Below are 26,493 nucleotides of genomic sequence, written 5' to 3' on the forward strand. Positions count from 1 at the left end.
CGAAAAGTTTTTATATACGCGAAATTTGTCAAACCCATGAGCCAGGCAGTGTTGACTCAGATAGGTGGAGTTCCAGTGCTGGTGCTCAAGGAGGGCACACAACGGGCGTTTGGGAAAGAGGCGCTTAGGCTCAATATAATGATTGCGAGGGCAATTGCCGAGGTCATGAGGACGACGCTTGGGCCAAAGGGGATGGACAAGATGCTCATAGACTCGCTTGGCGATATAACTATCACAAACGACGGCGCCACGATCCTAGACGAGATGGATGTACAACACCCCATCGCCAAGCTCCTTGTTGAGATTTCTAAGTCGCAGGAGGAGGAGGCGGGAGACGGCACTACGACCGCGGTGGTGCTCGCCGGCGCGCTTCTTGAGGAGGCTGAGAAGCTTCTAGAGAAGAACATCCACCCGACGGTAATTGTAAGCGGCTTCAAGAAGGCGCTTGACGTAGCCACTGAGCATTTGAGAAAAGTGGCCGTGCCGGTGAATAGGAGCGACGTAGATACGCTTAAGAAGATCGCCATGACTTCCATGGGCGGCAAGATAAGCGAGACTGTGAAGGAGTATTTCGCTGACTTGGCCGTGAGGGCCGTACTGCAAGTTGCCGAGGAGAGGAATGGGAAGTGGTACGTGGACTTGGACAACATCCAAATTGTGAAAAAGCACGGGGCCTCCCTCCTTGACACACAGCTAGTGTACGGCATTGTGATAGACAAGGAGGTTGTACACGCCGCTATGCCGAAGCGCGTGGTAAACGCCAAGATAGCCCTCTTAGATGCGCCTCTTGAGGTGGAGAAGCCCGAGATAGATGCGGAGATCAGAATCAACGATCCGACGCAGATGAGGGCCTTCTTGGAGGAGGAGGAGAAGATACTGAAGGGCTATGTCGACAAGCTGAAGTCCCTCGGCGTAACTGCCCTGTTTACCACCAAGGGAATTGACGACATAGCGCAGTACTACTTGGCCAAGGCCGGGATCTTGGCCGTGAGGAGAGTGAAGCGTAGCGACATTGAGAAACTGGTGAGGGCCACCGGCGCCCGCCTTGTCACAAGCCTCGAAGACCTCACAGAGGCAGACCTAGGCTTCGCCGGCTTGGTGGAAGAGCGCCGCGTGGGAGATGAGAAGATGGTGTTCGTGGAGCAGTGTAAGAACCCGCGCGCGGTGTCCATATTGGTGCGCGGCGGCTTTGAGAGGCTCGTGGACGAGGCTGAGAGAAATCTCGACGACGCCCTATCTGTAGTTGCCGACGTCGTAGAAGAGCCGTACATACTGCCGGCAGGAGGCGCAGCGGAGATCGAGGCCGCCAAGGCTGTTAGAGCGTTTGCCCCCAAGGTAGGCGGCAGAGAGCAGTACGCAGTTGAGGCCTTCGCAAGAGCCCTAGAGGCAATACCCAAGGCACTTGCAGAAAACGCCGGCCTCGACCCCATCGACATATTGACAGAGCTGACTCACAAGCACGAGCAGCCAGACGGATGGAGATACGGCCTAGACGTCTACCAAGGCAAAGTCGTGGACATGATGAGCCTTGGCCTAATCGAGCCGCTTACGGTAAAGATAAACGCGCTTAAAGTGGCCGTCGAGGCCGCCAGCATGATCCTGAGAATAGACGAGATAATCGCGGCCTCTAAGCTGGAGAAAGAAGAGAAAGAAAAGAAGGAGGAGAAGAAGGAGGAATTCGACTAATTTTTTAATAGCCAAACGATTAACAACATAACCATAACAACCCCCACGTCTTTTACCACAATTAAGTGAGGCAGAGCGGCGGCTATCGCCGTGGATAGCAACACCACTCTCACCCTGGCCTTCAACGCGGCATACCTTCCCCGTATGAAGAACCTCGCGGCCTCTAGGGGCTTTTTCTCGCGCCTGGCGAGGGGGTCTTCCACTTTCGGCTCTGTGGCCAGTCGGCGGAGGAGCTCTTCCTCGTCGTACTCGTCCTTAAGCGCCGCTAAGTACTTTTTTGCGTATATCTCCTTCTCCGGCTTTGCCAAAAGCAACCTAATCTTTCTCTCGGTCTTTTTCAACACGGCCTTGGCGGCAAGGGCGCCCACGAGTAGTACAACGTAGGCGAGGTACTTCGTCGGGGAGTTGAAGATAAGCGAGACGCCGCTGATTAAGACGCTCCCAAGCGAACTCGCGGCGAGTATCAAGACGAGCTTATTATAGGCCTTTTCCTGCAGAGTCTGTATCTTGTGGACAATGTAGTCAGCTAACATAGACGTCGGCTACCCTCCTCTTTACTACATCCCCGTACTTCTTTTCCACAAGCACAACCGCCATGTTCTTCACTTCTACGTATTTCGCCAGTCTTTTTAACGCGTCCTCTATAGTGGCGGCGTGCATTGTGGCAAAGGTCTGTAGCCCTATCTCAGTGGCTGTTTTAAAGGCGTTGAAGTGGTCCTCATACTGTAACTCGCCTATGAAAACCACGTCGATATTCCTATTCAGCGATGCGTAGATTTCCCTACTCTTGTTTACATCGGCGATCTTTATTTGGTTTTTGTCAGGGTCTTCGTCAAATTCGTCAGCCTCGTCTATGTACACCCTCTGCCACGTTGGTGGAATTAGCTCGTCAATTGCCACGAGCAGAGTGGTCTTGCCAGCGCCGGGAGGGCCGGCGACTACTAGGTGCTTTCCCCCTTTAACGGCGGCGTAGATAGTCTTCAGCTGTTCTACGCTTAGAAAACCGCTAGAGAGGAGGTGGCTGAGCCTCAACTTTCTCCTGTGTATTCTCACATATACATGGGGGTAGGGGACTATTGGAGGCAGATCAAGCGAAATCCTAAGCCTATACACGCCGAAGCGTAGCCCAAATCTGAGAGAAGGCCTTGCATATGTCAACTCCACCCCTTTCAAATGTGCAAGACGCAAAAAGTTCTTTATCATTTCTGCTGTGGCAGTGGTATTAGTCTTTAACTTGCCGCGCCTAGTGGCAATGTATATAGGTCGGTTGGGTATGAGGACTAGGTCTTCGACCTCTTCATCCCTGATATATGGGGCGAGCTTGGCTAGGCCAACTGTGGCCAAGGTCGCCTCCAAGGCGAAGTCTTTATTTATCTTCTTTAGCAAGTTGTACCTAGCCTCTAGGGTTTTGTCAAGATCTGCGGCATATATTCGCGACACTACTTTTATTACAGCGGCCAGCTCTTCTTCCTTAAAGTTGCATATTTGTTTTTCGGCGCAGGCATATCTACACTCTAGGCATTCGAGGACTCTTAAAACTACATCATACATACTTTCGGAGTTTAACCACGGTGTCTCTTATGCTGAATTTGCTGACTTTTACAATCTCGCCTATTTGCCTCTTGTGAAAGTGGTAGTTGAGACGTTCTGCGGCAAGGTATACCAGAGAGGCCGCAATGACGCGGGGACTCTTTCCCTGCCACACCCTTTTGTCTATCGTGGAAAGAAGCTCTAGTGCCTCTCTTTCTAGCTCTGGGCTTCCAAGCTCGCGGCAAATCTTGGCTATGTAGTATTTAACTATGTCACTATACTTAGTCTTTATTATTTCTCTCTTTTCTTTTTCTAATATCATAAGTATCTGCTTAATCTTTTTAATTGGTTGAACTTTTGTAACTATAGGCGGCAGAGCTTCATATCCCACCACTGTGCCGCACTCAGTGCACACGTATTCACCATCCACTAGTATAACTTTGTCAGAGTTACAATACGTACATTTCATGTGCCTCATTTCTTCCAATTCTTTTAAATTTACTATTTACAATTTTTTACACTAAGAGAGTTAACTAAAAGTTTAGATCAGCTCCTGAGAAAATTTTAATAGCTGGGGCGGGCGAGGCTCCTATGGAGTTTTCCCTCTCAGTAGTCGACATCACAAGCGACTTTCCCAACGTAATAAAGCTCAGCGGAGATGTGGAGGCCACTGTAGAGCTACCTCTGGAGAAGTTAGGCGTTGCACTTAAGAAAGGCGATAAGATACGCCTAGTACTAAGCAAAGAAAAAGACGGAGACCTCTCCAAATACAAGGTGTACATGTGGGGTATTGTCTACCACGTCGCAGAGGAACTCACGCGAATATCCATTGGCGGGTTGCAACTGGACATTAAGAAGAAGCTCCCCCTAGCAATAGGCGAAAAGGTATACATAGGAATTCTCTAAAACTTTTATACACCCCTATAGGCACAGCCATGGCCACAACTCTTGCAGAGGCAAACAAGAGATTCGTGGCAGAGTTAAACAGCCTAATTGGAAGAGAGGTGCAGGTGGTTTTATCAAACGGCGAAGTGTACAAGGGCGTTCTACACGCCGTGGACAGCCAGCTCAACATACTCCTGGCAAACGCCACGGCGAAGTCCGGGGATAGGTACAACCGGGTCTTCATAATGTATAGATACATTGTACACATAGACAGCGTTGAGAAGAGAATAGACCTAAGAGAATTCGCAAAATACGCCGAAAAGGTGTTCCCAGGCATGGTGAAGTACGTAGAAGAGACAAACACAGTCCTAATAGGGGATAAGGTACGCGTAAGCGAAATTGGAGTCGAGGGAGTAGGCCCAGTGGCAGAGAGAGCAAAAAGACTCTTCGACGAATTTCTAAAGATGCGGGGAGAGGGGGCCTAACAGTCTCTGGCGCGTCTTCTCAACTCTCTTTACACCGAAAGACTCGCCCTTTAGGGCGGGGAGGAGGTCAGAGACCCAGATTTCCCATAGTGATTGCTTCTACGTCAAAGGCACAAGATATCTCCTGGCGATAGCCTATTTTGCGTCGAAACAAGGAAATTTACGGAAAAGGCTAGTCCCAAAAAGCCTTGGTAGAAGCGTACTGCCTTTCTGCCTCCAAGACGGCGCTCCAGAGATCTCCCCCCTCTACGACCTTGTTGAGTATCTTAACGGCGGTCTTTGGCCCCACTCCATGGGCCAGTTGAACCAACACGCCAAGTTTACCATGTTGGAGAACAATGGAGGCGCTCTGTTGCAAATACTCCGCCACCTTCCTCTCCTCGGGCGACAGTCTCTGGCGTATCTTAAGCTTGCTTAATACTTGCCTAGCCTTGGCCAAGTCAATTCCCTTAACCACGGCCAAGACCCTCATGCCGCAGTTTTGGCAAAACACGTCCTCTGGGAGGGCAACTGCCTTAGTCGTAAGAGTCCAGCCGCAGTTTATGCAAAGAAGTGTCACAGGTTTGTTCAAAATCCTCTTCCGCACTAGGTCTGCCAGCGTCTCCCTTGAGAGTCCTCTAAACGAGAAATCCAGACGCAACGCCTCTTCCAGTATTGGCTTCTCCAGGGCAGTGGGCTTGGCCAGCCTCTTAACCACGTAGCCCCCCTCCGTAGCCCTCTCTAGGAAAGAAAACAAGGCCCTCACGTCGAGCCGCTCCACAAATATCTCGTTCACGGCCTCTATTCCCGGCAAGTCGTCTACATATACGTCTACGAGTCTCTGTGGAATCTCCTCGGCGTCTTTAGAAATAACACCGGCCCGCTTAGCTACCTGGAGAAACCTATATCTAAACAGCTTAGAGCTCTTCACAGCGTTTTGCAACGTCTTATAGACAAAGCTATGGGGCTTTCTTAAAACCTCGTCAAATGCCTGCGCTGGGAAGAAGTCCCTAAAAATCAAGAGCACCCTATACGCATCTGCCCTATAGCCCACTGGTCCCACATAGCCAGACAAGGCATGGGAGAGGTAGAGCCCCAAGGCCTCGTTACCCTTATGACCCAGGCAACTATGTACAACTACATACCTGCCACTAACTACGTGCACATGCACCGGGCTGAGCCCCGGCACGAGCTCTATGTCCAAACCCTCCAAGTCTATGGGCAAGTCCACCTCGCCACGGAGCGCAGATATAACGAGCTCCTTCCTACGCTCACAAGCCCTCTGGGCAACCTCGAAGGGCACAGGTATCTGCTCCCCCACCCAGGCGGGGAGAGCCCCCGCCACGTCGTAGTCCGGGTATAGATAGACCGCATCGCCCTCCTTCTTGGCGAAAACCCACACTCTGCCAGAGAGGACAATCTTAGTCCCGGGCTCGATTGAGTAGACAAACTCTCTGTCAAGTTCGCCGACAGTTCTCCCCGTAGTCTCGTCGACGGCCTTGTAGCTCTTTTCGTCGGGTATTGTGGACACGTTTTCAAAGTAGTACTTGACGCTCCCCTTCCTAGGCCTCAGCCCCCTCAGTAGCCCATGGCGTTCGGCAAAATCTAAGACAAGGCGGAGATCACCCTCCGTGAGATTTCTGTATGGGTGAGCTCTCTTCAAAACCCCCATCAAATACTCAAAGCCGATCTCTCGCCCATCTATCCTAGCCTCAAGGGCTATGCCCACCACTTGGTGTAGAAGCACGTCGAGGGCGCTTTCGTGATACTCTACCTCTCCCTCCAGCTCCCCCCGAAGAGCCCTCTCCACAATCTCCTCAGACTCCACCAAGTCCTCCACATCTGCCGCCACGACAATCCCCCTAGAGACGAGGCCAAGCCTATGGCCACTACGCCCAACTCTCTGCACCAGCTTAGAGACTTGCCTAGGCGATCCATACTGGACCACCAGCTCCACTTCGCCTATGTCAATCCCCAGCTCCAAGCTGGAGGTAGCTACGACCGCCTTGAGCTCCCCCTTCTTGAACTTCTCCTCCACGGCTACTCTATGCTCTCTGGCAAGAGAGGAGTGGTGCACCTCCACATCTACGCCGAGCGACTTCAGCCTAGAGGCGAGGAACTCTGCCCCATCTCTAGTGTTTGTAAAAACGAGAACTCTGCCCCTCGCCGACTTAATATACTCCGCCACCTTCTTAATCCTGGCCACAGCCTCTGGCGTGGCGTCGAGCCGCTCTGCGTCGAGGTAGTCCTCCTCAGAGGGCGTAGGCAGAACTACGTCCACCTCGTACTTCTTCTCCCCAGACACGTCCACCACCTCCACTGGCCTCCCCCCGCCCAAGTACTCAGCAACCAGCCGGGGCGAGCCCACCGTGGCGGAGAGGCCCACACGCTGAAACTCCCCCGCGAGTTCCACAAGTCTCTCGAGCCCAACGGCGAGCTGGACCCCCCTCTTGCTGTTCACAAGCTCGTGAACTTCGTCGACCACCACGTATCGGACCTCCCTCAGCGCGGGCCTAAGCCGCTTGTTAAGCAAAAGAATTTGAAGAGACTCAGGCGTGGTGATGAGGACATCAGGCGGCCTAGAGGCTATGATACGCCTCTCCCGCTCCGGCGTATCGCTGTGCCGCACAGCTATGGAAAACCCCAACTCCGCGGCTAAACTCTCCAGCCGCTTAAGCAAGTCCCTGTTAAGAGACCTGAGAGGAGTTATGTAGAGACAACGAAGCCCAGACCCCCCGCCCTCCACCATCTTAGAGAAGATGGGAAAAAGCGCCGCCTCCGTCTTCCCATAACCCGTAGGGGCAATCAACAATACGTGGCGCCCCTCCAAGACCTTGGGAATAGCCTCCCTCTGCGCAGGCGTCGGCTCAACATAGCCCAACTTGTAGATAGCCTCTCTAACACGGGGGTGGAGCTTAGCAAAAACGTCCGAGCCCCTATCCACGTCGCTACATCTTCAGCCCCTTCTTAACCTTTAGCCCACTGCCGGCAGACGCTCTGCCTAACTCAAGCTGAGCGCTTACGCCCCGCGCTTTTGGCCACTAATCGGCTAATGGCCCCACTCAATCTCCTTAAGTATCTCTGGGATACGCCTCTTGGCGTCCTCCCGCAACTCGTCGTAGAAGTTCCTCCCAGTGGAGTCAATCATCACGGTCAGGGGCCCGAAATCCTCCACCTCCAGCACCCACATGGCCTCTGCGACGCCCAAGTCAAGCCAGTGAACATCTATGACTCTCTTTATCGCCCTCGCCGCCAGTACCCCAGCCCCCCCGGTGAAAATGGCATACGCCGCCGTGTATTTCTTCATGGCTTCCGCAGTCCTCTTGCCCATGCCCCCCTTCCCCACCACAAGCTTTACTCCGGCTTTTTCAATAACCTCCGCCTCAAACGCCTCCATCCTGGCGCTGGTGGTGGGCCCCATGCTGATGATGCGCCACCCGCCGTCCACCCGCTGGGCTACGGGCCCCGCGTGGTAAATAACGCCTCCGCGTAGATCAACAGGCAAGGGCTCCCCCTTTTGCAAAAGCTCCACCATCCGCTTATGGGCAGAATCCCTCGCGCTCACCACTACGCCGGAGATGTAGACAGTGTCCCCAACCCTAAGCCTAGACACGTCGCTGTCCGAAAGAGGAGTCTTCAACCGATACACAGCCATAGCACAAACTACGCACGGTATTAAAAGCATTAATAAAACAAGTAACGACACATTTGCCGCAGGTCGGCATAAGAACACATATTAAGAGATTTAGGGTCCATCTATATGCTAGAGCAAGTAATTCTAAAAGTGGCCAAAGAAGTGGTAACACGCGCAAGCGTGGGCCCCGCCTTCGACGTCTCTACAGCCCTTAAACGGGCATTAGGCGAAGAGAGAAGCGACACGGCGAAGACGCAACTGGAGGCAATATTGAAGAATATCGAGCTCGCCGAGAGGGAGAAGGCCGCCGTGTGTCAAGACACCGGCTTCCCAAACTTCTACATAAAACTGGGAGACCGCTTCCCAATAAGAAGCAGGCTATACGACATACTTACACAAGCCGTGCGCGAGGTGACCAAAGAACTGCCACTTAGGCCAAACACGGCCCACCCCTTCACCGAGAAAAACCCCGGCGACAACACAGGCGTCTACGCCCCGTGGTTTGAAGTAGAACTATTCGACGGAGATTACCTAGAGTTCCACTATGTCCCAAAGGGCGGCGGCACCGAGCTCCCCAGCAAAGCTCTAACCCTCCCGCCGGGGATAGCCATGAGGGAGTTGCCCAGACTCGTGCTAGAGGCCGTGGTAGAGGCAGGCCCCATGCCCTGTCCCCCGGTGATCGTGGGCGTGGGCATAGGCCCCTCTGTGGACATAGCGGCAAAGCTCGCAAAGAAGGCCGCTGTACTGCGGCCAGTGGGCTCCCGCCACCCAGAGCCAGAGATCGCCAAGATGGAGACAGAGCTTCTAAAGGCAATAAACAAGCTCGGCATAGGGACCCACGGCGTCGGAGGCAACGTGACCGCGCTAGACGTACACATAGAGTACGCATATAGGCACCCAGCTACCTTCTCCATAGGCATAGTGTTCAGCTGCTGGGCCACGAGGAGGGCAGGCGCCAGAGTATACCCCGACGGGAAGTACGAATTCCTCTAATGTGCGAAAAATCGCCAATACCCACGCCGGTTTTAGTAGTGGTAGTAGACAGCCACGGGGCAGTGGTCGGCTGGCCCCTAGTAATACCAGGCGAACCCACTCTGCTGGCCCTTCCTCTGCACAAGACGCGGAGGACCCTGGCGCTCATAAGAGAGAAGAAGGCCTTCTCCATAAACTTTGTAAGAGACGCCGAGAGGGCCTTTGAAATATTTGGAAAGCCAGGCGAAGACAAGCTATCCAAATGGGGCGCCGCGTCCAAATGCAAGACGTTGCCGTGCAACACGCTTGGAGACGCAAGCCGCGTCGTAGAATGCCTATACGAAGGAGAGGTAGAGGTGGGAGAACACGTCCTCGTCTTCTGCCAAGTCAAAGCCGCCTACGGGTGCGGCGACTACGCTGTATGGGATCCCTGCACTATCAACCGCCAGCGGCAGGCGGAATAAAGACAACCTCGTCCCCATCCTTCAGCCTTGTCTCTAGGCCATTCAACCACTCCACGGCTCTCCCATTGACCAATATATTGTACATAGGCTTGAGCTTGTCGCCCTCAAGGATCTCCGCCTTCAACTTTCCAAACTTTTGATCCAACACGTCTATCAACTCTCTCACAGTGATGCCGTCGGGGACTTCTACCTCAGTCTTCAAGACCCCCGTCAAGTCGTACAACGTAGCCAAAAACTTCACCCGCAATCTCACTGGTGTGTACGGCTCTGAGTTTATAAGATTACCCGCGCTTAACTCTTGCTGAAGTAGAAGCAGGGCCCCCCTAGCGAGGACTCGCACACTCTCACCCAAGCGGCGCCTACTAGGTCTGCGATGTGTTTAGCGAGGCACTCCCCGCTGACGCCGGGCAGATTACACGGCACCACGTATATCTCTCCGGCGTCTAAGGCCACCTTCTCCTGGGGAGAGGCGAGGTATTTGCCGTCCATACGCGCAAGGGCCTCTCTAAACTTCTTCGAGGCCTCGTCGGCGTCTACCACTAGGTCTCTATACCCCTCGACGCATATGCCCACTGTGATGAAGTAGTCATGGCCGTGGACCCTTGCCCACCCCGGCGAAAAAGAGGGCTTATGAGCAACCGAGATAGAGCCCCTCAATTCTACACACGTCCGCATAGGGGGCAATCACAGCTTTATAAATAAAGTATTTGGCAACGGCGTGATAGCCATCGATGTAGACAAGGCGGAGGAAGTCGCCAGCCGCCTAAGGGAGTTGCGCATAGAACGCGACAGGTACGAAAACCCCCGGCTCTATCCCCCCGTGGGAGACCCCCGGGAGGATCAACTGGCCTTCTTCACCGCTATGGTGGCGGTGGACCACAGGACGTCCACCCCCTGGGAATCCTTTGAGGGGTACATAGGCGGCGAGTTTTACCACGGCGCAGACGTGCTCTACAGGCTTGGCCGACTGGCCTACGACGAGGGGCTCTTCAAGGCGGAGAGGTTGGCCAACCTCACGCCGAGGGAGGCCCTTAAGCTGTTTTCAGTGGGGGGAAAGACTGTGTGGGACTTCTACACGAGGCTCTACCTCCTGAGAGACTTGGGCAAGAAGGCCCTGGCGCAGGGGGGCTTCGAGGGACTCGTGTCCGTGGACACGATAAAAGAGCTCAAGGAGAGACTCGCCAAAGTTAGGGCGTATGAAGACCCAGTGGCCAAGAAGACACTCCTCTTGGCAAAATTCCTCGACGGGAGAAGGCTGGCCGACTTCAAGGACGTAAATGAGGCAGACGTGCCCGTCGACAACCACCTCTCCCGCATTTCCTACCGGCTGGGCATAGTGGAAGTGGACTACGACTTTCTAGAAAGCGGCGTAGAGACGAACCGCGAGGAGGATATAAGGCTCAGGGAAACTGTAAAAACGGCGTGGAGAATAGTGGCCAAATTCGCAGACCTCCACCCATTCGCGTTAGACGACTTCCTGTGGAACTTCGGCAGGACTATCTGCACTAGGGAGAGGCCCAACTGCGGCCAATGCCCCCTAAGAGAGGTGTGCAAGGCGCACAAGCTGGGCCGCTACCCCCCAGAGCACCTCCACTTAGCCACATGGTACTATTAATAGATATGAGGTTTAGAGGGGCATGAGGATAAGGTCTATTACGCTCCACCTCCCCTGGGACGACGACTACTCCATAGTGGCCAAGTTTAAACAAGCCGCCGAGGAGTTAAACCCGGCCACTGTGAGAGTCTCAATTTCGCCCCCTCCGCCGAGGGCCGCCGAGAGGGCTGTGGCAAAGCTGAGAGACATGGGCATAAACTACATATCCGCGCTCCACCTCTACTACAGCGCCGAGGAGGTGTACAAATACGTCGCGGAATACGGAGTCTTTGCGTCATTTACAGACGTGGGAGAGTACCTCAAGTTCCTAAAGACAATATACGACAAGGGGGAGGCCCACCTATCGAGATACGTCTCACTACTGGCGGGGGGCCTGGTCTTCAACTCCCCATACTTCCCCGCCTCTATAACCACCAGGAGGGGAATCTCGCTCTCACTGCTCTACCCCAACGACATAAAGACGCTAAGCGACATAGAAGAGGCGTTAAAGAGGGGGGAGCAGTTGGGCATGTACATCTCCTCCGCCTTGGGCTTAGAATTCCTAGGCGTAGACGGCTCGCTCTCGCCGTGGGGCGAGGAGTCTGTGGCAAAGGCCGTGGAGCGCCTCTTTGGCATAAGGCTGGGCACGCCGGGCTCCCACTACGCGATCTGGCAGTTGAACAAGGCCATCAAAAGCGCGGAGGTGAAGAAGGTCGGCTTCAACGAGGTCATGCTACCACTGGCAGAAGACGAGGAACTAAAACGCTTGGTAAGAGCGGGGGCCCTCACGCTTAGAGATTTCGTAAGCTATACTGCCGTGTGCGTCCCAGGCCTAGACATGGCTCCCATAAGAGTCAAAGACTGGGATGCGCTAAAGCGCTTGTTGTACGACCTGGTGGCAATAGCCGAAGCGAAGGGGCGGCCAATAGGCGTAAGAATTTTCCCAGTGGACGACGAGGAATACGACGTGGCAGGATTTGGCAAAACCCCCGCGCTTAAGATTTGATTCCAATTACGTAGACCCCCTCTGGACACTTCAGCAAAAGCCCCTCCTCCACCTTGTACATGAGAGTCCTCGCCTGGAGCCCCCTCACAGAGTACAAGCCGTATTTAAGGTCGGGAGTTATGACGCCGACGACTCTCTTCACCTCGCCCCATTTAACCACCTCAATTTCACACTTCGACAAGTCGAGCGTAACTTCGTGGGGGAGCACCCAGGGGAAGTCAGGCGGCATTTTGACGTAAAGCACATCCCCCTCCACCCAGTACCCATACGGTTGAAAGACCAGCGTGCCCACGAAGTGGACGAGCGGAAGCCCAACCGGGATTAAGACTACCGCGTATAGGATGCGTAAAGTCGTCTTGTCAAGTGTGCCACGCCGCCTTGCTCTCTCTAGCAGAGCCACCACTAGCCCGAGCGAGAGCAAGAGAAGCGCCGTAGTGAGAATACCCATCCACGTTATTATACTGCTGGGCAAAACTGCCGTGGAGATTTCAACAGCAGGCATAGATAACAGACCTACCCCTCAGCCTTATCCATTCTTTACAGCCACAAGTTTTAACTACGAGGACTTCGTTGCCTTTCTTACTACAGCTGGCGTAGAAAGACCAAAGGCGCCACCCAGAGAGACAGACAACGCCGCGCGGCCCCTCCCCTCTCGCTTCTATAGAGGCGTCAAACGACGCCGTGCGCAAGGGGAAGCGAACGTAGAGCCTGCCCCCCTCGTACCTACACTCCACAGGCATCAACACAAGGGGCAGAAGCAGAACGGGAGCAATGACTACGGCTATGAGCCAGTGAGAAAACAACACCACGGCAACAATCCCACTCGCTAAGAGACCATAGACGACTATGAGATCCTTTTTGCACAGGGGCATAAGAGAGTAACTCTCCAAACAAAAAACTTTGTAGTGGTAACAAAGAAAAGGGTAACTGCGCTAGAGAAGGGGTTGCCTTATCTGCCGTATATCGTTTAAAAAGGAGAGAGCAAGGACTTTACGTATTCGCGTTTTTGTGCACAAAGAATATATCACACAACGTGTTAAGTCGGCGTGATTAGGCACCTCATGATGTCTCGCAAATATGTAAAATTGCTCCTCAGTGGGAAGAAGAGGAGCACTATTAGGCCTGGCGTGTTAAAAGTGGCGGAGAAGGTGTATATACACAGCGAGGGGCGCATTGTGGCAGTCGCCGAGGTGGAGGAGGTTGTATACAAGAGGGTTGGCGAGCTCACCGACGAGGATGCGCAGATAGACGGCTTCAGCAGCAGAGATGAGCTTGTGGCCTTTCTAAAGAGGCGCTACCCAGGGCTGAAGGACAGCTCCGTCGTCACAGTGATAAAATTTAGCAAGGTAGAGGAAGTAGACATGCCCGAGGACGCCCACTATGGCGGATTAACGCCGGTTGAAATAGCGACGTTGGCGTTGAACAAGCTGGAGCTCAGCAGGCGGGAGAGAGAGATCCTCAAGGCGGTGGTTGAGACCAAGAGCTTGAGGAAGGCCGCCCTAAAGCTCTTTGGAACAATAGAGAAACGGGGGGTTATCCGGAAAGTGCTAAGAAAAGCCGCGGCCAAGTTGATCAATGGAGGCCTGGAGGAGAAAAATAGAGACAATTAGGCAGCTGGAGGCCCTCCTCTCTCCCGAGGAGCGGAGAGAGGCCCTCCGCGACCACCACGCAAAGCGCCCGCCCAGGCCCTGCGGCATCACTATTCACACAGGCATAGGATGCCCGCTCGGCTGCGCCTACTGTTACATATACGACATGGGCTTCCCAGGCCGCGTCACGCCGTATCCGCTAAGCCCGCTCCAGATGGCTTTCGCCATAGCCTCCAACCCATATGTGGCGGTAGGCGAGTGGGGCTCGCTAGTAGCCGTCGGATCGGTCACAGAGCCGTTTCTGCCAGAGACCAGGGACTTGGCTCTGTCCTACATGGAGGCAATAGCCAAGTGGCTCGGCAACCCCATACAAGTCGCCACGAAGATGCCGCCCCCTCTAAAGCTGGCGGAGATTCAGAAGGGGCTAGACGTCCTCATAAGCGTCACAGACTTAAGCGGGAGGCTAGAGCCCAGGGCCCCGCCGCCTCTGGAGAGGCTGAGGGCAGGCGCAGAGCTTATAAGACGCGGCGCCCACGCCACACTGTTTGTGCGGCCGATCGTCCCCGGCGTCACGGACAGGGAAATAGAGAGGCTGTTAATAACGGCGAGGGAGCTGGGCTATCGGAGGGTCGTGTTTGGAACTCTGCGGGTCACCACTGGAATAGTGCGCCGGCTTAGGGCATTCGGCGTAGACGTGACGCCGTACGTCAAAAGACTTGACGAAAAGAGGCAGACGCCAATAAGGTTCCCCAAGGAGAAATTCGTGGCCATGGCGAGGGACTTGGGCTTTGAAGTCCTCCCCGCCTCCTGTGCGGCCAACGTGGCCGCACACGGCCAAGCATGCGCCCTCTGCCACTGGGGCCCCTGCGGAGACGTGAAGAAGCTGAAGGTGGAACAGAGAGAGGTGGAGGAGTACCTTGAGGCGAGGGGGTACAAGGCTAAGGTACATGTGGACGATGTCATACGCGTGTCCGCCAAGCTCTCAAAGGCGGACAAGACCTTTCTAGAACAGGCCACCCGCCTTAGGGTAGTGGAGGACAAGCGGCGTTAAAATCTGCCCGACAGCCTTTTCTGGGGGTTCGTGGGCCACAGGGTGAATGCCAGCTCTCCCGGCGCCTTCAGCATTAAGCTCGTCAAGACGGCCTCCACGAGCTCCGGCGAGACTCTCACATACTGGTCCACCGAGTCCAGCAGCTGGGGGTACCCCGTAACCGTGGAGGCGGTCGAGGCCAGGTAGCCCACCACGTTTTCTAAGCCGAGGTTTCCCAAGTCCAGCACCTCGGCCCGCACGGCCGTCCTACTGCCGGGGGGCTTGTAGTAAACCACTTCGACGTCGCCTAACAGGCGGAGGTGTGGGTACGCGGAGTTGGTTAACACCTTGTTGAAGTTTTCGTAGAACTCCCTCAGCCGCCTGCAGAGCCTCTCGGCCTTCTCCCCCCGCGCAGGCGCCTCGCTCCTGTAACACCTTAGAACCTCGTCGCGTAGCGCGCCCCCTTCACACTCTGCGTAGTGTATGGGGGCCCACTTGGGCAAGAGGTCGCGGAGTTTCCCAAGGGAGAAGTACTCCCCGGGGCTTAGCACAACTGACGCGGCCACTTTGTCGTTTACGGGGAGGCAGCGCCCGGCGGCCACGGACAAGTACTTAGACCTCACCCTCTTGGCCACGCCGACGACCGTCGCCCTACCCGCCTCGGCGGCGGCCAGCATGCGGTCTACAACTCGGTTTACCTCCTCGTACTTCCCGCCCCTGACGGCTAAATTGTACGGCAGGGGGTGAATGGCAATGTCTCCGTCGAGGAGGAGGACGTCGAAGTTCTTTTTCCCCCTTGCCCTAGCCTCCAAGAGGCGTGCGGCAAGTCTTCTCTCCAGCAGTGAGGCAAATCGAGATATGTCCCCCTCCCTAGAGTCGCTGAAGTAGAGCGTGCCCGAGAGAAAGCGGTCTTGCGCCCCATTCACCACGCCCACATATCCATATGCCACCACGGTGAAGATCCCGCCCACGAGCTCCAGAGGCGGCGAGCCGTAGGAGGAGTCCACCGCATATGCGGAGAACTGCTTGCCGCCGCTTATGGCCCTTATCTCAAGCGCCTGCCTCAGCGCCTTTAGCTCCTCCGCGACGCGCTCCAGCTTGGCGATTTTCTCGACGTACTTCTCCATGTCGTGTCTAAGCGCGGCCAGTAGATCGGGCTCAAGCCAGTAGTCAAGGGTGTCGGGCCCCTCGTACATGTCACAAGCCAGGTAGCGCGTTTATATAGCGCATAGCTACGCCACCTCTTTTACTCTCAGTAGCACAGGTCTTCTGAGGGGGTTCATGAGGCCAGCCACGAAGAAGTCGCGGGGCTGCAGCTGTGTGAGAACGCTCTCGTTTACGTCGGCGATGTCTAAGTACGTGGAAATCTCTCTCACGTCGGTGGGGGCAGTGAGGCGGGAGAAGAATATTGTGCCCAAGTTGGCCCTTATAGATGGGTCAATGTCGCCCACGATCCTCTGGCTGGCCAAAACCACCGAGAGGCCCCACTTCCTGCCCTCCCTCACCGTGGTCTCAATGACGTCCTTAGAAAGCGTCCACGTCTGCGGGGCGTAGTTCTGAGCCTCGTCAATTACAAACACGATGTTGGCCGGGGCCTTCTCCCTCTTCACCCTCTCCCACGCCGTCTCCATAACGGAGGCCACAATCGCCTGCTTCACCGATATGTCTGTGTCATAGCTCAAGTCCACCACCACGGGGTTTGCACCAAGGCCTAAGACCTCCTCTGGCTCCTTAACCCTGGCGTTAAGCTCCTCGAAGAAGAGACTGTCCACCAGTTGCCTCAGATAGAGCTCTGCCTTCTCCACCGTGGAGTCTCGCGCGTTCAGCCTCTTCATAGTCCGCTTGAGGTGGGCAATAAAGGCGTCTTTTCCCCACCGGCCCTCGTATGTCATCGCGGCAATCTCTATATACTCGCCGTAGGTCTGCCAAGGCAACTGCGCCACCTTCGCGATCACAGACGCCAAGATGTTGGCCGGTATCTTGACCTCAGACGACTTAACCGCCGCCTCGTAATAGGGGGCATAGTCCACCCCCGTGTGGTCGAAAATCACGACACGGTAGCCCTTGCCCACTAGCTCATTTACCAGCGCCCTCACAAGCCTCGACTTCCCCATGCCAGTGGCGCCGAACACCCCCACGTGGTGCGTTACATACCTAGCGTCGAGGGGGAGGGGCCACCCAGAGTACTTATGGTGGCCGACATAGATGTAGTCGCCCTTAAACACGTCGCCGAGAGTCGAGGCGTCTAGCACATACACCTTCGAGCCAGGCGTGACCACATGGGAAACCTCGCCCACGGCGCCCCCCCTAATGGTGACGTAGGGCTTGACTATGGCCGTGGTGTAGGGGAGGAGGATCCCATAGTCCACCATCTCAGGCCGGTCCACATAGGGCGTCCGCACCCTATCCCTCACAACGGGCTCCAGCTTGGTAATCCTCCTGAGAAATCCCACCACGAGCTCGCCCGGATTCTCCCTGTCCACCACGCCGACAAGCTGCTCCTCAACCGCGTAGCGCTCTGCCGCGCGGTAGATTTGAACCGGAATTGACCCGACAGTGGCGCCGCTTACCACAAACCCAATCTCGATCATAGGTACACCTCCAGCTCCACTCGGTCGCCATCTTTCAACCCTAGCACGTCTCGGACGCGGACAGGCGCAATGAACTCAATCACGTCGACGGGGTGGTGAGTACGCTCTGGCATCACCACTGCGCCCTCCACGTCTGCCAGCCTAGCCCTAAACGCCTTCACAGCGCCGTACGTCCTCATACCGTTTGTAAACCCCGGTATGTGAATGCCGGGGAGGCCGTCGAGGTACCTCCTATGTGCCAGAGACTGGGGCTCCAGCTTTATGTTCAAAGTGCCGGGGTATGGGGTAAAGCCCAGCTCTCTCTCAATCGCCCTTCTGTAGCCCTCCAGCGACATGTAGAAAGCCCCCTCGCCGAGCCCCGTCACCACTCTTCCCACGAGCTTAATAGAAGCTATGTCAAAGTAGCGGAGAAGGTTGCGCAAGACTATGCTTAACGCGTCGCGGCCCTTCTGAGTAAGCTTTATGACAGGCCCCTCAGACAAATAGCCGGCTTCCCTTAGCGCTTTCACGGCCTTATACGCGCCCTGCCTAGACATACAGAGCCTCTTTGCCGCCTCTCCCACAGGCAAGCCCTCTACAGAGGCAAAAGCTATGAGGTCGGCCAGCGTCTTTCTCTCACAGTAGAGCTCTGTCACAGCGCATACTTCTCCACTATTTTTAAAATAGTCGTGTACAACGTCGCCTTAGCTAAGTCTGCCAACACCTCTACCCTATTCACAGCCTCGGCCAAGTCTCTCCCCACGGCCACCACGCCGTGTCTCTTCAACACAGCCACGTTGCTGTGGATAAGCGCCTCGGCCGCCGCCTCCGCGAGCTCCCTCGTGCCCGGCTTTATATACGGCACAACAGCCACGCCAGAGCCCAGATAGGCCTCGGCCTCCGACAAGGCAGAGGCGTCTATCCTCTCGGCCAACACAGTGGGCAACACGTCGTGCGTATGAACCACAGCCCCCACGTCCTGCCGCCTCTTGTACACCTCCACGTGGAGCCTCCACTCGCTAGTCGGCCTCAGCCTACCCTTCACCACTTCGCCGGAGAGGTTTATCCACACCAAGTCCTCGGGCGTCAAGAAGGGCTTCGGCCAATTCGTCGGCGTAATGAGGATTAAGTCCCCGCTCTTGGCCGAGACGTTGCCAGACAAAAGCGTTATGTGCCCCCTCTCGTACAACAGCCTTACGTACCGTAGAAACTCCTCCTCCATTAGGGCAGAGGGCCGAGACCAATCTTCTCCCGATACTCGTTGTACTTGGCCACCACTTCGGCGTACCACCTCTCGATGTCTGCCTTGCTCTGCGGGTAGCGTAAGTACAAGTCGCCGATCTCCTTTGCGTATTGGACAGAGGTGGAGAGCTTCTTGAGGAGGCCGGGCCTGCCGATGAACTGCATCATAATCTTAAACTTGTCCAAGAGGGAGAGGTCTGTCCCCTTCGCGGCTAGGTGGTATATCTCATCCTCGTTCAGGATCTTCCTCGACAAGCCGAAGTTCAAGTCGTCGTTGTCCAACGTCTGCAACATCAGCCTCAACACGTCCAACTGAGCCTGCCTATACCCCCACTCCCTCATGTACGCCACGTTGTACTCCCACAGCGAGTCCTCCGAAAAGTCGCCTCTGGCGAAGGCCTTCTCAATGGTCCTCGAGGCGAGCTCCGCGGTCAGAAGGGCTTGCCCAATGCCTCCGCCGTGGATGGGGTTTACGGCGGCCGCGGCGTCGCCTAGGGCAACAATGCCGTTGCCCACGAGGGACTTAAGCGGCCTCCTCGTAGGTATAAAGCCTCCTCCAATGTGGTACTTCTCTCTCACCTTGAACCTGGGCAATATGTACTTCTCGTAGTGGGCCCTGGGGTTGAGCTTGAGGACGCCCCATATGCCGAGCCCCACGTTCAACATGGTGCTACTCCTCGGGAAAATCCACCAGTAGCCGCCGGGCGCCACCACCATGTCGAGGTATATCTTGATGTACTGAGGCCGTTCGTGCTCGTCCTCCGTGTATACAATCTCCCTGTAGGCGTGGGAGACGTCCTCTGGGTGCAACGGCTCTGAGATAAGCCACCCACTCAGCTTCGTCCTAAGCACCGCCGCAGAGCCCGTGGAGTCCACCACCACCCTCGCCCTAAACTCCTTGGTCGAGCCCGTCCTCCTCTCCACCGCCTTGACCCCCACGACGCTTCCGTTTTCCACGATCGGCGCAGTGGCCGTGTGGCCCTCAAACAAAGTCGCCCCAGCCCTCACGGCCTCCTCTATAAGCCACTTGCCCCAGCCAAAACGGTCCAGCACGTAGCCCTCCCCCCTTATCAAGAGCCTAGTCCTCTCGTCGGGGCTTATGAGCTCCACGCCCTCTATCTTGTTCTGAAACACCCTGGGGTTAGGCGTTAGGTGCCTAGACATGCGCTCCACGTGGTGTAGCCCAAGCCCATCGCCGCAGGTCTTTACACCCAGCTCGTTGCCACTTTTAGACTCGAGGAGCGCCACCTTAAACCCTGCCTTGGCCAAGAGATAGGAGATGTAGGAGCCGGCGGTGCCCGCTCCAGCCACCACTACATCGAAATTTTCACTGGACATGCAGAGTAAAGACCTTGGTATATAAAAAACTTTAGAGTTTCAACACGTCGCCTGGCTTCATCACGTACACCTTGGCCCGCGTCACAGCCTCCACCCGCGCCTTGAAGTCCTCCGGATCCTGCCTTATGAGCGGGAAGGTGTTGTAGTGCATAGGCACGACCCTCCTCGGCCTCAACAGCTGCACCGCAATGGCCGCCTCGCGTGGGCCCATGGTAAAGACGCTGCCAATGGGTAGAAGCGCCACATCTATGTCATACAACTCGCCTATCAGCTCCATGTCTCTAAACAGCGCCGTGTCCCCCGCGTGGTAAACCGTGCCCTCAGGCGTCGCTATCACGAAGCCAGACGGTGCGCCCCTATTCGCAGTATGAAGCGCTGGCGTCATGTAGACCTCCACCCCATCGCCGAGCTTAATAGTGCCCCCAATGTTCATAGGCATAGTCTGCGCCTCGGGAATCCCCTTCTCCGCCACCTCGAGGGTAAGCTCGTAAGTCCCCACAACGGGAGCCCCCGTCGCCTTGGCAATATCCACAGACTCGCCCAAGTGGTCAAAGTGGTCGTGGGTAATCAAGATATGCGTCGGCTTCGCCGCGGCCACCTCCTGAGGAGAGGCCGGGGACAGAGGGTTAGAGACCCAGGGATCTATCAACAACTTAAGCGACGCGGCCTCCACCATAAACGCCGAATGCCCAAACCACTTGATCTGCATAACCGTAGAACTGTGCGGGTTATTAACTCTTCTGCGCCCGCGCGATATAACCCTGCAGTTGTTGCGCGGCGACGTTTACCCCCTCTTCTGAAGATCCAGCCTAATGGCGCCTCTGTGGGGGGCGAAGATTTTCACAGAGAAGTACCTCTCAAGCTCTCTTACCACCTCCACAAGCGCTCTGAACTCCATGGGCTTTACCAGGTAGATCTTTAGGTGGTACAGGCCGGTGGCAGGCGCGTAGCTGTACTTGACATATTTCACATAGCCGGCCCCCACCCTTTTCACCACCTCAACAGCTCTCTCCAGCTCTTTCACAAGGCAGAAACTTTGCCGTGTTTAAAAATACTGGTCAATCCTCGCGGCGAATATAGACTCCAGGAAGGCCCTCAGCTCCACCGCGCCCTCGTACTCCTCCCTCCCCACCCTAGCAGTGGGCTTCACCACCTTCCAAGGGCCACGGCCAAATTTCACGAGAATAAACGCCTCTCCCCCCGCCCTCTCTGCAAATTTGACAAGCTTCTCCAACTTCTCCTCCTCAATCCTAACCGCTGTGTACTTAGACCGGTACTTCACCTCAAACACCAAGACCCTCCCCCTGCAGATGGCCACTATGTCGGGGACATACCTCTTCCTAACCCCCGCCCCCGAAGAACAGCCGCGCAGCACAGCGCACCCCCGCTCCCAGAGGTAATTCGCCAACTCTCTCTCCTTCGCCGAGCCCTTACGCTTGACACTCATAGAACCTCAACCTCTTTATACACCTCACAGGCCAGCCGCTCCACTAGGCCGCACTTTTCACAGTCGCACCGCACCTTGCCCCTGACGATGAGCTCCACGAGGCGCGGGTCAAAGCCGCGGGCATCTAACACCACGCCGTCGACGGCGTACCCCCTCAGCCTCTCCAGCTCACCCCGGGTTCTCACATAGTACAGCCCCGGCCCCCTGTACTCAGGACCTATGTATATAGGCACAAGCCCCCGCCCGCGGAGCGGCAACCCCCAAAGATATATAACGAGGTCAGGCCTCAGCTCTCTCGCAAGCGCGATCCAAAGCCGCCCCCTAGACTTTACAACGACGCCGCGCGTCGCAGTTCTAAGGGCCATGTAGAGACAACGCAAGTCCTCTCCCACAAGCGGCAGTACCCTGCCGTCAAAAGCCTCACAAGTAGGGACAATCTGGGGGATTTCTACATCTAGCAACTTGTCAGTGTACAGCAGAATCACATCTCCTCTTCTTCCTCTTCTTCCTCTCCTCCGCCTTCCTCTATGTACAATACGCCAAGCTCCTTCAGCTGGTTATACAACTTCTGCACCGCCGTGGCCACATCCTTCTCAGACTTGGCCCCCGTACAGACAATTTTGCCTGACCCAAATATAAGTATGACAACCCTAGGCGACGACATTCTATAAATAAGTCCTGGGAACTGCTCTGGCTCGTACATTGCATTTTCAAGCATAAACACAGCTTGTTCTAGATCTACTTCAGCGTGTAAGTTGCCGCTTGCCACAATGTTCTGAATCTGGACCTCTGGGTCAAAGGGGACCTCGGCCCCGTGGTCATTCAAAAGCTTCACCAAAGCCCTAACGGCGTTTTTCAAATCCTCCTCGTTCTTCGCCCCCGTACACACCATTTTCCCAGTGCGAAAAATCAAAGCGGAGATTCTGGGCTTGGTGAGTCTGAGGATTAACCCGGGGAATTGGTCTGGATTGTATTCGGCCATGGGGAGTCTCTCTGCCAGACTCTCTAGGTCTAGCTCTACGCCTAGGTTAACCGTCGCCACTATGTTCTCAATGCGGTAAGAAGGGCCCTTAGAAGACATACGTGGATTTAAATACCTCTATTTAAATATGCACCACTGAGAATAGCAAGTATTTAAACACGTGAGAAACGACACTCGATGGGTGGGAAGAAGAGACCCACTTTAAGCCAGTTGGCTAAGAAGGCTGAGAAAGAGAAAGCTCAGCCGCAGCAGCAAAAGAGTAAGAAGGAGGTGAAGAAGGAGGAGGCTCCTGCTAAGAGGACTATACAAACGTTAGACGAGAAGGTGTTCCAGACCATTGCCAAGGAGGTGCAGTCTCTCAAGGCGGTGACTCCCTACGAGATTGCCACTAAGTACGGCATAAAGATGTCGCTGGCGTTCAAAGTACTGCGGGCTTTGAGAGACAGGGGGGACCTAGTCCTAGTGGCTAAGGGGCACCGCACAGAGGTGTATGTGCCAAAGAGGAGCTAAAGCGGTGTCCCCCCTCTTTTCACCAACTTCTTCAAGTTGACTACCCCCTCTTCTTTCATCTCCACCACGTCTATCCCCCTTAAGATTTCAAGTGCGGTTCTAACGACGCGGGGATCTGCCTTGGCCTTTCTAGCCACGTCTTCTATAAGCCTTAAGACTCCGACGCTTGGATATACAGAGAGGTAGTCTAAAATGCCTGCCAACACGGCGTCGGCTCTCTCTCCGTCTACCTTGGCCTCTCGGGCCAGTATAGACACTAACTCCTCCCACCTCACCCCAGGCCTTGCCTCGCCCGTTGGTAGTGGTTTCTTTGTCTCAGTCTGAGGCGGTGGCTCTTTTGCCTCTTTCTTCTCTGTCTCAACTTTTGCAACGGGGGGCGGCGTGGCGGGCTTTTGTTCTTTCTGCTCTGTCTTAGCGGCCGTAGGTCTCTGCGCCCTTTGCTCTGTCTTGGTGGTGGGCCTCTGCTTTGTGCTGGCGCTTGTCTGCGGCTTTGGGGCGAGGATTATTGACTCTGCGAGTTGTAAGACAACGTTTCCAAACACAACCTCGGGGCCTGTTGCCAGGCATCCGGTCTTTGCGCATATTATGGTCTTTGCCAATGTGCCGAGTAGGTCTTCTTTGACTTTCCCCGCCTTGTATAGCTCAGAGATCACAACTATTTCTGCGCGTTAAAAAATTAAGCCTCTTTAACTTCTACAAGTCTCCAGTAGGCAATTTTTCCCCTCTTTACCTCTTTTACTACGTTTTCCTTCTCAAGTAGCTTGAGTATGTAAAAGATCTGGGAGTGCGTAAGCCCCGTGAGTTGGATGAGGCGGCTGGTGGTAAGTTCGCCGTACGTCTTAAGAAGCTCGACTACCTGTTCTTTGCGTTCATGCACCTTGTCTGTCTGCCTCCGCGGCATGTAAAAATATGTGGAGGTATTTTTCTGCCTACGCTAAAAAAAGGTATTACTCGAATAGTTTAATCATTTTACGCATCTTTAGATACTGGGCGTAGTCAACGAGTATTTTGTCTTGGAGCATTTCCTCGACCGTTGGCACGCCCATCTTCTGCCTGTCCTTGACCACGTCGGTTACTGTGAAGACGAAGGCGTTGGACCCCGCGCCGCTGCCGAATGGCACGAGCAAGATCTTGTCGCCGGGCTTGGCTATGTCGAGGACTTTTGCAAATCCCATCAACGCCGAGGCGTTGTAGGTGTTGCCAATGTGCGTCACCACAATGCCGGGTTTGACCTTGTCTAGGGGGATGTTGAGCATAGACGCCGCGCGGACGGGGAATCTGCCGTTGGGCTGGTGGAATACGACGTATGTGAAATCCGACGGCTTGTAGCCATATTTCTCCATCAAGCCTTTCGCCGCCCCGATCACGTGTCTAAAGTAGGCGGGCTCGCCTGTGAAGCCCTCGCCGTGCATGGGATACGGCGACCCCTCCCTCCTCCAGAAGTCCGGCGTGTCGGATACAAACGCGTACATGGCCTCGAGCTCGGCCGCCACGCCGTCTTTGCCCACTATAAGCGCCACGCCGCCGCTGCTGGCGGAGTACTCCAAATGCTCGCCTGGCTCTCCTTGCGACGTGTCTGTGCCCACGGTCATGCCGTACTCCACGCGCCCGGCCTCCACTAGGCCTATGGCGGCCACCAATCCGTCGCTTCCCGCCTTACAGGCGAACTCCATGTCGACGGCGAAGACGTTGTTGGTCAGCCCGAGCGCGTCTATGAGGATGGAGGAGATGGGCTTGACTGCGTAGGGCTTAGACTCTGTGCCCACGTAGACTGCCCCAATCTTCCGGGGGTCGATGCCGCCCCTCCTTATGGCCCTCCTGGCCGCCTCCACGGCTATGGTCACGGCGTCTTCGTCTATTCCTTCCACGCTTTTCTCATCGACGAGATACATGTCTACAATTCGCAACGGGTCGTCGCCCCAGATCCTCGACACTTCCTCGGTCCTCACCCTGTATCTCGGTATATATGCGCCCCAGCTTACTACTCCGAGCTTGCTCATGGCCTCTCCACTGGCCTAAACTTGTAGCCGTACATGACGAGGCCGTGTTTCCCGTCGACTACGACGCGTCTGAACACCACCTCCACTTTGACCCCCGGCTTGAGCCTCTCGGGCCGCGCGTCTACAATTTGCCCGCTGACCTTCACGCCTCCGTCTAGCTCCACTAGGCCTAACACGAGCGGCTTCTGTTTCAAGAAGTCTGTCCCCACTTGGTACAAGACTGTGTATTCCACGAGGCGGCCCTCGCGTGGAAGTTCGTAGTCCTCCAGCTCCGTGGATCCGCACTTGCACTTTGCCGCTGGCGGGAAGTACACGGCTCCGCACTTTTTGCACTTCTTGGCGACAAGGCGGTAGTACTGGGGGATGTTCCTCCAGTAGATTGGCACAGATTCGTGTTTCATTGCCCCTCACTATTTCGACATTTTTATACTTTTGCTACAGTCCCATTAGGACAATAGTCGAAATTTTGTCCACGCCGCCCATGGAGTGGACGAGGCCGTAGCTCCCGTCTACGCGCTTGAACTCTCTCCCCTGCAGTTGCCAAGCCACCTCTACCAGTTGGTACACACCGGTGGCCCCCAGTATGTTCCCCCTTGCCTTAAACCCGCCGCTGTAGTTCACGGGGGCGTTGCCCTCTTTTATGATGAGGGGGGCTGTGCCCCGCCTAGCTAGTCCAAGGGCCTCAAGTGCCAAGATGCCGAAGATGGAGAACGAGTCGTGCACCTCGGCCGTTGCCACGTCTCTGGGGGTTATCTTTGCCTTGGAGTATGCCTGCTCAGCCGCCTTCTCCAGGCTGACCAGCCTGTCGTAGTCTTGGCGTAGGTTAAAGGGCGTGGGGTTGGTGGCCGTGGCCACGTGGAGTATGCGCACTCCGTCTCGCCTGTTGTTGCACAGCACGGCCGCGGCGGCGCCGTCTGCGAGCGGCCCGACGTCGTATAGCCGGAGGGGCTCGCTGACGTACTCGCTGTTGACGGCGTCTTCTAGCTTTATGGGTTTTCTAAAGTAGGCGTAGGGGTTCGCCGCGCCGCGGTTGTGCATGAGCACGGCCCACTGGGCCAAGTCCTCGTACTTGTACTCGTACTTCCTTAGGTACATCTTGGCCATGAGGGCCGCCTGGGAGAGGGGCGTGAAGCCGAAGTATCTCTCAAAGTACGTGTCCAACGTGGTGGCGTATATGTCCTGTTGCTGGTTGCTTAAGACGTCGTTGGGCTTGTCGACGCCGACTACTGCAACGCAGTTGTACTCCTCGGCCCTCAGCGCGTGGTATGCCGCCGCCACTGCGGAGCCTCCAGACCCGTCGCCGTTTTCCACTCTGTACACTGGGATTCCGTCCAGCCCCAGCGCCTCTAGGATGTAGACGCCGAGTAGCTGTTGCTTATTTGCCAACTCGGTGGTGGAGGAGGCCACGTATAGGGCCTCTATGTCGGCCTTCGCGTCTGCAATGGCCTTGTCTAACACTGCGGCGGCCATGTCGTCGATGTTTTTAGAATAGTGGCGGCCCACTGGGTGAAGGGCTGCGCCTACAACGTATACGTCTTTCATCGAAGAGA

Annotated in this window: 34 protein-coding genes; 10 read left to right on the plus strand and 24 right to left on the minus strand. The window is 55.5% G+C overall.

The window, feature by feature from the left end:
• Positions 1 to 36: 36 nt before the first annotated feature.
• Positions 37 to 1,686 carry a thermosome subunit beta gene (gene thsB / locus PCAL_RS05590; protein WP_011849735.1) on the plus strand — a complete coding sequence of 550 codons (1,650 nt, stop codon included), beginning with the start codon at positions 37 to 39 and terminating at the stop codon, positions 1,684 to 1,686.
• Here thsB and PCAL_RS05595 read toward each other — a convergent pair.
• Genes PCAL_RS05595 through PCAL_RS05605 form a run of 3 tightly spaced genes read right to left on the minus strand, consistent with a single transcriptional unit; the run spans position 1,683 to position 3,694 of the window.
• Positions 1,683 to 2,219 carry a hypothetical protein gene (locus PCAL_RS05595; protein WP_011849736.1) on the minus strand — a complete coding sequence of 179 codons (537 nt, stop codon included), beginning with the start codon at positions 2,217 to 2,219 and terminating at the stop codon, positions 1,683 to 1,685. The two genes, thsB and PCAL_RS05595, sit on opposite strands and share 4 nt — an antisense overlap.
• The gene (locus tag PCAL_RS05600; RefSeq protein ID WP_011849737.1) at positions 2,209 to 3,237 is read right to left on the minus strand and encodes an ATPase, T2SS/T4P/T4SS family; all 1,029 of its coding nucleotides are present in this window, start codon (positions 3,235 to 3,237) and stop codon (positions 2,209 to 2,211) included. Before PCAL_RS05600 ends, PCAL_RS05595 begins: the two co-directional genes overlap by 11 nt.
• Entirely contained in the window at positions 3,230 to 3,694 is a 465-nt protein-coding gene (locus PCAL_RS05605) for a TFIIB-type zinc ribbon-containing protein (RefSeq protein ID WP_011849738.1), read from the minus strand. The genes PCAL_RS05600 and PCAL_RS05605 overlap by 8 nt, the downstream gene beginning before the upstream one ends.
• Before the next feature lie 113 nt (positions 3,695 to 3,807).
• Here PCAL_RS05605 and PCAL_RS05610 point away from each other — a divergent pair, with 113 nt between their 5' ends.
• A complete protein-coding gene (locus PCAL_RS05610; RefSeq protein ID WP_011849739.1) occupies positions 3,808 to 4,122 on the plus strand; it encodes a hypothetical protein in 315 nt (104 codons plus the stop codon).
• A 29-nt stretch (positions 4,123 to 4,151) separates the two neighbouring features.
• Positions 4,152 to 4,586: an Lsm family RNA-binding protein gene (locus PCAL_RS05615; RefSeq protein WP_011849740.1), complete on the plus strand. Its 435-nt coding sequence runs from the start codon at positions 4,152 to 4,154 to the stop codon at positions 4,584 to 4,586.
• A 172-nt stretch (positions 4,587 to 4,758) separates the two neighbouring features.
• On the opposite strand, the gene PCAL_RS05620 is transcribed toward PCAL_RS05615, so the two are convergent.
• Together PCAL_RS05620 and PCAL_RS05625 are read right to left on the minus strand one after the other, a co-directional pair.
• Positions 4,759 to 7,509, minus strand: coding sequence for a DEAD/DEAH box helicase (locus PCAL_RS05620; protein WP_011849741.1), 2,751 nt, complete (start codon positions 7,507 to 7,509; stop codon positions 4,759 to 4,761).
• 105 nt (positions 7,510 to 7,614) lie between these two features.
• Positions 7,615 to 8,220: a FumA C-terminus/TtdB family hydratase beta subunit gene (locus PCAL_RS05625; protein WP_193322947.1), complete on the minus strand. Its 606-nt coding sequence runs from the start codon at positions 8,218 to 8,220 to the stop codon at positions 7,615 to 7,617.
• Positions 8,221 to 8,325: 105 nt separating this feature from the next.
• Between PCAL_RS05625 and PCAL_RS05630 the strand changes: the two genes are divergently transcribed.
• A complete protein-coding gene (locus tag PCAL_RS05630) occupies positions 8,326 to 9,192 on the plus strand; it encodes a fumarate hydratase (RefSeq protein ID WP_011849743.1) in 867 nt (288 codons plus the stop codon).
• Complete coding sequence (locus tag PCAL_RS05635) at positions 9,192 to 9,635, plus strand: flavin reductase (protein WP_011849744.1); 444 nt, start codon at positions 9,192 to 9,194, stop codon at positions 9,633 to 9,635. The genes PCAL_RS05630 and PCAL_RS05635 overlap by 1 nt, the downstream gene beginning before the upstream one ends.
• Here the strand turns inward: PCAL_RS05635 and PCAL_RS05640 are convergent.
• Entirely contained in the window at positions 9,610 to 9,888 is a 279-nt protein-coding gene (locus tag PCAL_RS05640) for a ubiquitin-like small modifier protein 1 (protein WP_011849745.1), read from the minus strand. The genes PCAL_RS05635 and PCAL_RS05640 overlap by 26 nt on opposite strands.
• Before the next feature lie 38 nt (positions 9,889 to 9,926).
• Positions 9,927 to 10,310 (minus strand): 6-pyruvoyl trahydropterin synthase family protein, encoded by a 384-nt coding sequence (locus tag PCAL_RS05645; RefSeq protein ID WP_011849746.1) that lies wholly within the window; start codon positions 10,308 to 10,310, stop codon positions 9,927 to 9,929.
• Positions 10,311 to 10,353: 43 nt separating this feature from the next.
• Between PCAL_RS05645 and PCAL_RS05650 the strand changes: the two genes are divergently transcribed.
• Positions 10,354 to 11,250: an HhH-GPD family protein gene (locus PCAL_RS05650; protein ID WP_011849747.1), complete on the plus strand. Its 897-nt coding sequence runs from the start codon at positions 10,354 to 10,356 to the stop codon at positions 11,248 to 11,250.
• A gap of 22 nt (positions 11,251 to 11,272) precedes the next feature.
• A complete protein-coding gene (locus tag PCAL_RS05655) occupies positions 11,273 to 12,235 on the plus strand; it encodes a DUF711 family protein (protein WP_011849748.1) in 963 nt (320 codons plus the stop codon).
• On the opposite strand, the gene PCAL_RS05660 is transcribed toward PCAL_RS05655, so the two are convergent.
• Positions 12,225 to 12,737 carry a hypothetical protein gene (locus PCAL_RS05660; protein WP_011849749.1) on the minus strand — a complete coding sequence of 171 codons (513 nt, stop codon included), beginning with the start codon at positions 12,735 to 12,737 and terminating at the stop codon, positions 12,225 to 12,227. The genes PCAL_RS05655 and PCAL_RS05660 overlap by 11 nt on opposite strands.
• The gene (locus PCAL_RS05665; protein WP_193322542.1) at positions 12,724 to 13,107 is read right to left on the minus strand and encodes a hypothetical protein; all 384 of its coding nucleotides are present in this window, start codon (positions 13,105 to 13,107) and stop codon (positions 12,724 to 12,726) included. Before PCAL_RS05665 ends, PCAL_RS05660 begins: the two co-directional genes overlap by 14 nt.
• A gap of 174 nt (positions 13,108 to 13,281) precedes the next feature.
• Between PCAL_RS05665 and PCAL_RS05670 the strand changes: the two genes are divergently transcribed.
• Positions 13,282 to 13,845 (plus strand): ASCH domain-containing protein, encoded by a 564-nt coding sequence (locus tag PCAL_RS05670; RefSeq protein ID WP_011849750.1) that lies wholly within the window; start codon positions 13,282 to 13,284, stop codon positions 13,843 to 13,845.
• Positions 13,811 to 14,875 carry a radical SAM family protein gene (locus PCAL_RS05675; RefSeq protein WP_011849751.1) on the plus strand — a complete coding sequence of 355 codons (1,065 nt, stop codon included), beginning with the start codon at positions 13,811 to 13,813 and terminating at the stop codon, positions 14,873 to 14,875. The genes PCAL_RS05670 and PCAL_RS05675 overlap by 35 nt, the downstream gene beginning before the upstream one ends.
• On the opposite strand, the gene PCAL_RS05680 is transcribed toward PCAL_RS05675, so the two are convergent.
• The 10 genes from PCAL_RS05680 to PCAL_RS05725 form a co-directional block, all read right to left on the minus strand.
• Positions 14,872 to 16,050: a DNA double-strand break repair nuclease NurA gene (locus PCAL_RS05680; protein ID WP_011849752.1), complete on the minus strand. Its 1,179-nt coding sequence runs from the start codon at positions 16,048 to 16,050 to the stop codon at positions 14,872 to 14,874. The genes PCAL_RS05675 and PCAL_RS05680 overlap by 4 nt on opposite strands.
• Positions 16,051 to 16,086: 36 nt before the next feature.
• Positions 16,087 to 17,445, minus strand: coding sequence for an ATP-binding protein (locus PCAL_RS05685; RefSeq protein ID WP_011849753.1), 1,359 nt, complete (start codon positions 17,443 to 17,445; stop codon positions 16,087 to 16,089).
• Entirely contained in the window at positions 17,442 to 18,080 is a 639-nt protein-coding gene (locus tag PCAL_RS05690; RefSeq protein WP_011849754.1) for a DUF120 domain-containing protein, read from the minus strand. The genes PCAL_RS05685 and PCAL_RS05690 overlap by 4 nt, the downstream gene beginning before the upstream one ends.
• Complete coding sequence (locus PCAL_RS05695; RefSeq protein WP_011849755.1) at positions 18,077 to 18,646, minus strand: class II aldolase/adducin family protein; 570 nt, start codon at positions 18,644 to 18,646, stop codon at positions 18,077 to 18,079. Before PCAL_RS05695 ends, PCAL_RS05690 begins: the two co-directional genes overlap by 4 nt.
• Complete coding sequence (locus PCAL_RS05700) at positions 18,646 to 20,004, minus strand: digeranylgeranylglycerophospholipid reductase (protein WP_011849756.1); 1,359 nt, start codon at positions 20,002 to 20,004, stop codon at positions 18,646 to 18,648. Before PCAL_RS05700 ends, PCAL_RS05695 begins: the two co-directional genes overlap by 1 nt.
• 31 nt (positions 20,005 to 20,035) lie before the next feature.
• Positions 20,036 to 20,713 carry a metal-dependent hydrolase gene (locus PCAL_RS05705; RefSeq protein WP_011849757.1) on the minus strand — a complete coding sequence of 226 codons (678 nt, stop codon included), beginning with the start codon at positions 20,711 to 20,713 and terminating at the stop codon, positions 20,036 to 20,038.
• Positions 20,714 to 20,788: 75 nt separating this feature from the next.
• Positions 20,789 to 21,028: a hypothetical protein gene (locus tag PCAL_RS05710; protein WP_011849758.1), complete on the minus strand. Its 240-nt coding sequence runs from the start codon at positions 21,026 to 21,028 to the stop codon at positions 20,789 to 20,791.
• Between the two features lie 21 nt (positions 21,029 to 21,049).
• On the minus strand, positions 21,050 to 21,451 hold the full coding sequence (gene hjc / locus PCAL_RS05715) for a Holliday junction resolvase Hjc (protein WP_011849759.1): 402 nt from the start codon (positions 21,449 to 21,451) through the stop codon (positions 21,050 to 21,052).
• Positions 21,448 to 21,936 (minus strand): hypothetical protein, encoded by a 489-nt coding sequence (locus tag PCAL_RS05720; RefSeq protein WP_011849760.1) that lies wholly within the window; start codon positions 21,934 to 21,936, stop codon positions 21,448 to 21,450. Before PCAL_RS05720 ends, hjc begins: the two co-directional genes overlap by 4 nt.
• Positions 21,933 to 22,532, minus strand: coding sequence for a TATA-box-binding protein (locus PCAL_RS05725; RefSeq protein ID WP_011849761.1), 600 nt, complete (start codon positions 22,530 to 22,532; stop codon positions 21,933 to 21,935). The genes PCAL_RS05720 and PCAL_RS05725 overlap by 4 nt, the downstream gene beginning before the upstream one ends.
• A gap of 78 nt (positions 22,533 to 22,610) precedes the next feature.
• Here PCAL_RS05725 and PCAL_RS05730 point away from each other — a divergent pair, with 78 nt between their 5' ends.
• Positions 22,611 to 22,943, plus strand: a complete 333-nt coding sequence (locus PCAL_RS05730) for a 30S ribosomal protein S25e (protein WP_011849762.1) — start codon at positions 22,611 to 22,613, stop codon at positions 22,941 to 22,943.
• Here PCAL_RS05730 and PCAL_RS05735 read toward each other — a convergent pair.
• The 5 genes from PCAL_RS05735 to PCAL_RS05755 are packed head-to-tail and all read right to left on the minus strand — an operon-like array spanning position 22,940 to position 26,485.
• Positions 22,940 to 23,596, minus strand: coding sequence for a hypothetical protein (locus PCAL_RS05735; RefSeq protein ID WP_011849763.1), 657 nt, complete (start codon positions 23,594 to 23,596; stop codon positions 22,940 to 22,942). The two genes, PCAL_RS05730 and PCAL_RS05735, sit on opposite strands and share 4 nt — an antisense overlap.
• A 23-nt stretch (positions 23,597 to 23,619) precedes the next feature.
• The gene (locus PCAL_RS05740; RefSeq protein ID WP_011849764.1) at positions 23,620 to 23,844 is read right to left on the minus strand and encodes a FaeA/PapI family transcriptional regulator; all 225 of its coding nucleotides are present in this window, start codon (positions 23,842 to 23,844) and stop codon (positions 23,620 to 23,622) included.
• A 46-nt stretch (positions 23,845 to 23,890) separates the two neighbouring features.
• Complete coding sequence (locus tag PCAL_RS05745; protein ID WP_011849765.1) at positions 23,891 to 24,943, minus strand: hydroxymethylglutaryl-CoA synthase; 1,053 nt, start codon at positions 24,941 to 24,943, stop codon at positions 23,891 to 23,893.
• Positions 24,940 to 25,344, minus strand: coding sequence for a Zn-ribbon domain-containing OB-fold protein (locus tag PCAL_RS05750; protein WP_011849766.1), 405 nt, complete (start codon positions 25,342 to 25,344; stop codon positions 24,940 to 24,942). Before PCAL_RS05750 ends, PCAL_RS05745 begins: the two co-directional genes overlap by 4 nt.
• A gap of 34 nt (positions 25,345 to 25,378) precedes the next feature.
• Positions 25,379 to 26,485, minus strand: a complete 1,107-nt coding sequence (locus PCAL_RS05755; RefSeq protein ID WP_011849767.1) for a thiolase family protein — start codon at positions 26,483 to 26,485, stop codon at positions 25,379 to 25,381.
• Between the last annotated feature and the right edge of the window lie 8 nt (positions 26,486 to 26,493).

This window comes from Pyrobaculum calidifontis JCM 11548, from assembly GCF_000015805.1.
In the GTDB taxonomy this organism is placed as follows: Archaea; Thermoproteota; Thermoprotei; order Thermoproteales; family Thermoproteaceae; genus Pyrobaculum; species Pyrobaculum calidifontis.

Coding starts and splice junctions, on each gene's coding strand:
- PCAL_RS05675 (WP_011849751.1), top strand. CDS start 13,811: ATGGAGGCCTGGAGGAGAAAAATAGAGACAATTAGGCAGCTGGAGGCC.
- PCAL_RS05630 (WP_011849743.1), top strand. CDS start 8,326: ATGCTAGAGCAAGTAATTCTAAAAGTGGCCAAAGAAGTGGTAACACGC.
- PCAL_RS05755 (WP_011849767.1), bottom strand. CDS start 26,485: ATGAAAGACGTATACGTTGTAGGCGCAGCCCTTCACCCAGTGGGCCGC.
- PCAL_RS05730 (WP_011849762.1), top strand. CDS start 22,611: ATGGGTGGGAAGAAGAGACCCACTTTAAGCCAGTTGGCTAAGAAGGCT.
- PCAL_RS05595 (WP_011849736.1), bottom strand. CDS start 2,219: ATGTTAGCTGACTACATTGTCCACAAGATACAGACTCTGCAGGAAAAG.
- PCAL_RS05615 (WP_011849740.1), top strand. CDS start 4,152: ATGGCCACAACTCTTGCAGAGGCAAACAAGAGATTCGTGGCAGAGTTA.
- PCAL_RS05605 (WP_011849738.1), bottom strand. CDS start 3,694: ATGAGGCACATGAAATGTACGTATTGTAACTCTGACAAAGTTATACTA.
- PCAL_RS05705 (WP_011849757.1), bottom strand. CDS start 20,713: ATGCAGATCAAGTGGTTTGGGCATTCGGCGTTTATGGTGGAGGCCGCG.
- PCAL_RS05680 (WP_011849752.1), bottom strand. CDS start 16,050: ATGTACGAGGGGCCCGACACCCTTGACTACTGGCTTGAGCCCGATCTA.
- PCAL_RS05665 (WP_193322542.1), bottom strand. CDS start 13,107: ATGCCCCTGTGCAAAAAGGATCTCATAGTCGTCTATGGTCTCTTAGCG.
- PCAL_RS05750 (WP_011849766.1), bottom strand. CDS start 25,344: ATGAAACACGAATCTGTGCCAATCTACTGGAGGAACATCCCCCAGTAC.
- PCAL_RS05700 (WP_011849756.1), bottom strand. CDS start 20,004: ATGTCCAGTGAAAATTTCGATGTAGTGGTGGCTGGAGCGGGCACCGCC.
- PCAL_RS05745 (WP_011849765.1), bottom strand. CDS start 24,943: ATGAGCAAGCTCGGAGTAGTAAGCTGGGGCGCATATATACCGAGATAC.
- PCAL_RS05685 (WP_011849753.1), bottom strand. CDS start 17,445: ATGATCGAGATTGGGTTTGTGGTAAGCGGCGCCACTGTCGGGTCAATT.
- PCAL_RS05725 (WP_011849761.1), bottom strand. CDS start 22,532: ATGTCTTCTAAGGGCCCTTCTTACCGCATTGAGAACATAGTGGCGACG.
- PCAL_RS05600 (WP_011849737.1), bottom strand. CDS start 3,237: ATGTATGATGTAGTTTTAAGAGTCCTCGAATGCCTAGAGTGTAGATAT.
- PCAL_RS05625 (WP_193322947.1), bottom strand. CDS start 8,220: ATGGCTGTGTATCGGTTGAAGACTCCTCTTTCGGACAGCGACGTGTCT.
- PCAL_RS05740 (WP_011849764.1), bottom strand. CDS start 23,844: ATGCCGCGGAGGCAGACAGACAAGGTGCATGAACGCAAAGAACAGGTA.
- PCAL_RS05645 (WP_011849746.1), bottom strand. CDS start 10,310: ATGCGGACGTGTGTAGAATTGAGGGGCTCTATCTCGGTTGCTCATAAG.
- PCAL_RS05635 (WP_011849744.1), top strand. CDS start 9,192: ATGTGCGAAAAATCGCCAATACCCACGCCGGTTTTAGTAGTGGTAGTA.
- PCAL_RS05695 (WP_011849755.1), bottom strand. CDS start 18,646: ATGGAGGAGGAGTTTCTACGGTACGTAAGGCTGTTGTACGAGAGGGGG.
- hjc (WP_011849759.1), bottom strand. CDS start 21,451: ATGAGTGTCAAGCGTAAGGGCTCGGCGAAGGAGAGAGAGTTGGCGAAT.
- PCAL_RS05655 (WP_011849748.1), top strand. CDS start 11,273: ATGAGGATAAGGTCTATTACGCTCCACCTCCCCTGGGACGACGACTAC.
- thsB (WP_011849735.1), top strand. CDS start 37: ATGAGCCAGGCAGTGTTGACTCAGATAGGTGGAGTTCCAGTGCTGGTG.
- PCAL_RS05660 (WP_011849749.1), bottom strand. CDS start 12,737: ATGCCTGCTGTTGAAATCTCCACGGCAGTTTTGCCCAGCAGTATAATA.
- PCAL_RS05610 (WP_011849739.1), top strand. CDS start 3,808: ATGGAGTTTTCCCTCTCAGTAGTCGACATCACAAGCGACTTTCCCAAC.